The organism is Massilia glaciei (assembly GCF_003011895.2).
In the GTDB taxonomy this organism is placed as follows: domain Bacteria; phylum Pseudomonadota; class Gammaproteobacteria; order Burkholderiales; family Burkholderiaceae_D; genus Telluria_A; species Telluria_A glaciei.
The window spans coordinates 1-4,563 of record NZ_PXWF02000130.1 but is presented as its reverse complement, the minus strand read 5'-3'; the positions used below and the strand labels follow the sequence as shown (position 1 = coordinate 4,563).

4 protein-coding genes are annotated in these 4,563 nt (G+C 66.2%); 1 reads left to right on the top strand and 3 read right to left on the bottom strand.

From position 1 onward, the window contains the following. From C7C56_RS09650 to C7C56_RS09640, 3 genes are all read right to left on the bottom strand, one after another. A partial coding sequence (locus C7C56_RS09650; RefSeq protein WP_146204379.1) for a sensor histidine kinase occupies window positions 1-631 on the bottom strand: 631 nt, incomplete at its 3' end. A 220-nt stretch (window positions 632-851) separates the two neighbouring features. Beyond that, window positions 852-3,506, bottom strand: coding sequence for a bifunctional diguanylate cyclase/phosphodiesterase (locus tag C7C56_RS09645; protein WP_106757223.1), 2,655 nt, complete (start codon window positions 3,504-3,506; stop codon window positions 852-854). Further along, window positions 3,464-3,748: a PAS domain-containing protein gene (locus tag C7C56_RS09640; RefSeq protein WP_106757222.1), complete on the bottom strand. Its 285-nt coding sequence runs from the start codon at window positions 3,746-3,748 to the stop codon at window positions 3,464-3,466. Before C7C56_RS09640 ends, C7C56_RS09645 begins: the two co-directional genes overlap by 43 nt. 163 nt (window positions 3,749-3,911) lie before the next feature. Between C7C56_RS09640 and C7C56_RS09635 the strand changes: the two genes are divergently transcribed. Beyond that, the coding region (locus C7C56_RS09635; RefSeq protein WP_181373100.1) for a PAS domain-containing protein at window positions 3,912-4,563 on the top strand (652 nt) is incomplete at its 3' end.

Here is a 4,563-nt window from a genome sequence, read left to right as displayed (position 1 = left end):
TGAACTTGGATGCGTTCACGAGCAGGTTCGAAAACACCTGCGCCAGGCGAACCGGGTCGCCGTAGAGCGCGATGTCCTTGGAGGGGACATACAGTTCGAGGCGCTGCCTGCGCTCGGCCAAACGCAATTGAATCGTTTCCATGGCGCTTACAAGCTGATCGGCCAAAAGGATCGGACTGCGCACCAAGGCGATTTTTCCGCTATTGACGCGTGCGGCGTCGAGCAAATCGTCGAGCAGCCGGCCAAGGTGGCTGACCTGGCGCTCGATGATTTTTTGTACGGTCACCAATGAGGCCGGCGGCGAGGGAATTTTGGCCAGCAGCGAACCGGCCATGCTGATCGGTGCGAGCGGGTTGCGCAATTCGTGCGCCAACATCGCCAAGAACTCGTTCTGACGCTGGTTGGCGGCCTCGGCCTCGGCTCGCAGGCTCTGCGCCTCAAGTGTCGTGAGCACCAATTGCTCGTTGACCCCGCACAGCAGTTGATTTTGCGCCAGTAATTCGTCGCGTTCGGACGTGACCTGCCGCAGATGCGCGATTTCAGCGTTCAGTTCGGCTTCCGTCGTTGGCACTCGATCGTTTGCAATCGGCGGGCCGATGGGGGCGGTAGGTGGATTATTCGCCAGCGTCATCTGTTTTTTTCCTAGCTTAATGCACCAAGGAAACGATCTCCATTCGGTCGGAATGCACGGGTTTCATCCGACGAAATACATTCGGGAACTACTTTTCAGTGCTACGTTTCTTCAATCCGTTGTAACCCCAGAACAAAATACACGACCGCGATTCGTGGTTTTTGGGTTGCAAATTTGCAGTTGGTGTCCGGCATTGCACAGTGGGGCCGATAGTCGCCGCTCACGCATGCAAAGGCCGCGGTTTGCCGACCCAATACCCCTGCGCGAAATCGACCCCGATCTCGGTCAGGCTCGCCGAAATCGCCGGGTCGGTCACGTACTCGGCGATTGTTTTGCGGCCCATCATGTCGCTGATGTCGTTGGCGAAGCGCACCATCTCGTAGTCGACCGCGCTCGAGGACATCATCTGGATGAGGGAACCGTCGATTTTGATGAAGTCGACCGGCAACTGCTGGAGGTAGGAGAACGAGGTCATCCCGGTGCCGAAGTCGTCGAGCGAGAAGCGGCAGCCGCGCGCGGTCAGGGTGTCGATGAAGGCGATGGTTTTCTTCATGTCGGCGATCGCGCCGTTCTCGGTGATCTCGAAGCACAGCTTGTCCGCCGGCACGCCCGAGCCGTCGACCATGCCCGCCGCCACCTTGTGGAAACCGGGGTCGGCCAGCGAGCGGCGCGACAGGTTGATGCTGCACATCTCGAGTTCTTTGAGGTGCTCGGGCTGGCCAGCGAGCCACTCGAGCGTCTTGGTCAGCACCCACAGGTCGATTTTGTGGATCACGTCGTAGCGCTCGGCGGCCGGCAGGAACGTGCCCGGCGCGATCGGTCCGCCGCGCCCGTCCTTCAGGCGCAACAATATCTCGTAGTGCAGCGCCGAACTGGCGTCGCAGAGCGCCATGATGGGCTGGCAGTACAGCAGCAGGCGGTCGTGCTGGAACGCGTGCGACAGGCGCGTGACCCAGTGCATGTCGCTGCGGCGCTGGGCGAAATCGGGGTCGCCCTGGTGGTGCACGTACACCTGGTTGCGCCCGCGCTCCTTGGCGATGCAGCAGGCGTGGTCGGCGCGCCGCAGCGAGTCCTCGACGCTGGCCGTGGCCAGGTCGATCGGGGTCAGGCCGATGCTCACGCCGATCTGGAACACGCGCCCCTTGCAGTTGTAGCGGAAGCCGCGCGTGGCGTCGAGGATCTGGTCGGCCACGGCGAGCGCCTCGTCGAGCGTGCAATGCTCGACGATGAGGGCGAACTCGTCGCCGCCGATGCGCGCGAGCGTATCGCGCTCGCGCACGTGCTCGACGTACGATTGCGCCAGTTGCTTGAGCAGGTCGTCGCCGGCCGCGTGGCCGCAGGTGTCGTTGACGATCTTGAACTGGTCTAGGTCGAGGTAGAGCAGCGCCGCGTCGGCCGAGCCGGCGTGGCGCGCGCGCTCGATGGTGCGCAGCAGACGGATCTCGAATTCGCGCCGGTTGATCAGGCCGGTGAGGGCGTCGTGGCTGGCCTCGAAGCCGAGCCGGCGCAGCAGGCGCTTCGATTCGGTCACGTCGTGCAGCACCAGCACCGTGCCGATCAGTTCGCCGTCGGCGAGCACCACCGGCGCGACCGCGTTCTCGACCGAGTAGCGCTGCTCGTCGCGCCCGACGAGGGTCGCGTGCGGCAGGTTGGTGATGGTGCGGCGCTGCTCGAGGCACAGGCCGATGGCGCCGAACACGCTGGCCGCGCCGACCGATTCGGCGTAATGGACGACCTCGCCGAGCGGGCGCCCGAGCGCCTCGGCCTCGGACAGGCCCAGCAGGCGCTGCGCGGCCGGGTTGACGCTCGTGACCTTGCCGTGCCGGTCGGTCGCGAGCACGCCGTCGGTGACGGCCGCGAGCGTGACCTCGGCGCGCTCGCGCTCGCTCGCGGCCGACAATCCGCCGTTTTTGAGCGAGCTCACGTCGTGCACCGCCGCCACGGCGACCCGGACCACGCCGTCGTCGTCGTCGATGGGCGCGGTGGTGACGGCGATGTGGGCCTCGCTGCCGTCGCGCCGCTTGTAGGAAAGTTCCTGGTCGTTGCTGCGCTCCTGGGTGATCAGGGTGCGCGCCAGCGGCAGGTCCTCGGCCTTGATGCGCACGCCGTGGACGTCGTAGAGCTGGTACAGGCCGTAGTCGTGGTAGCTCTTGACGGCGCCGATGCCGCGCCCGAGCATGGCTTCGGCCGCGCGGTTCTGGTACGTCAGCTTGCCCGACGGCGCCTCGGCGAGCACGATTCCGGACGGCATTTGCTCGAGGATGTTGGCGAAGCGCAGCCGTTCCTGCTCGAGCTTGCGGAACAGGCGCTGCTGCTCCGCCTCGGCCTGCTTGACGCTGTCGATGTCGACGCACACGCCCATAAATACGAGCGGCTTGTCGTCGGCGTCGAAGTGCCAGTTGGCGCGCATGAAGAACCAGCGGCTGGCGCCGTTGGCGCCGAGCAGGCGCAGCTCGAGCTCGAACGGCGCGCCGTCGGTCCGGCTGCGCGCCTGCTCCAGCCGCTGCCGGACCGCGCCGCGGTCGTCCTCGTGCACCAGCGCCTGCCAGCCGTCGAGGGTGAAGTTCGGGTCGCGCCCTTTTTGGCCGAGCAGCGCGAGCAGGTGGTGCGACACCTCGACCTGGTCGTTTTCGAAATGGCATTTCCAAGTGCCGGACTCGGCCGCGCTGAGGATGAAGTCGATCTCCTCTTTTTCCTTCTTGCACTCCTCGAGCTGGCGGTGGCGGGTCAGGTCGAGCGTGATTTTGGAAAAGCCGAGCAGCGCGCCGGCCTCGTTGTGCAGGGCGGTCAGGGCGATGTGGGCCCAGAACAGGCTGCCGTCCTTGCGCTGCGCTAGGTCTCCTCGCTGTAGAAGCCGTCCTTGGCGGCCATGCACAGGTTGTGCTGGGGCCGCCCCTTGGCGCGGTCCTCGTCCGTGTAAAGGATGTCGATCGGGCTGCCGATGGCGTCATCGGCCGTGAAGCCCTTCATTTCCTCGGCCGCCTTGTTCCACACCGTGATGACGCCGTGCTCGTCCATGAGAAACACGGCGCACTCCTTGATGCCCTCGACCATGAGGCGGTAGAGCTCGGCGGTGACGTAGTCGGGATGGACGGAGACGAGGGTGCGGTCGGACATACGCGGTTGTTCCTTGACTTTGTAAGCAGCGGTTTGACCGGCGCGCAACTGGCAAAGTTCCGTTGTCGCTTAAGGCGCGCGCACGTTTGACTTTCGTCGGCGCCCGCCATACATTGGCTACGCCCTGCGAAGGACTTGCGATTGACCCTGATCACGTTCCCCAATGCCCAACGAAGACGACCAACAAGCCGAACCCCCGTGCGCGCGCGCCGGCCCGCCGCGCCCCGGGCACCAGCAGTTGCAACAGCAACTGCAAGCCGCCAACGACCAACTGAGCCAGATATTCCACCTAGCGCCCGCCTTCATGTGCGTGCTGCGCGGGCCCGAGCACGTGTTCGAGATGGCCAACGCGCTGTACCGGCAACTGGTCGGCGGACGCGAGCTGATCGGCAAGCCGGTGCGCGCCGCGCTGCCCGAGCTGGCCAGCCAGGGGGTGGTCGAACTGCTCGACGAGGTTTACCGCAGCGGCCAGGCCTACCAGGGCAAGGCGCTCGAGCTGCGGCTGCAAAGCGACGCCCGGCGCGGCTCCGAGCAACTGTTCCTCGACTTCGCCTACATGGCGCTGCGCGGCCCCGACGGCGCCATCTCGGGGGTGCTGGTGCAGGGCGTCGACGTGAGCGAGCGGCGCCGCGCCAAGCTGCTGGCGCAGGGGCAGCGGCGCGCGCTCGAGCTGGCGGTCACGGGCGCCCCGCTCGACGCCGTGCTCACCGAGCTGGCGCGCACCGCCGAGGAGCAGTCGGGCGGGTTCGGGCTGGCCGCCGTGCTGCTGCGCGACGCCGACGGCGCGCACCTGCGCCACGCGGCCGCGCCGTCGC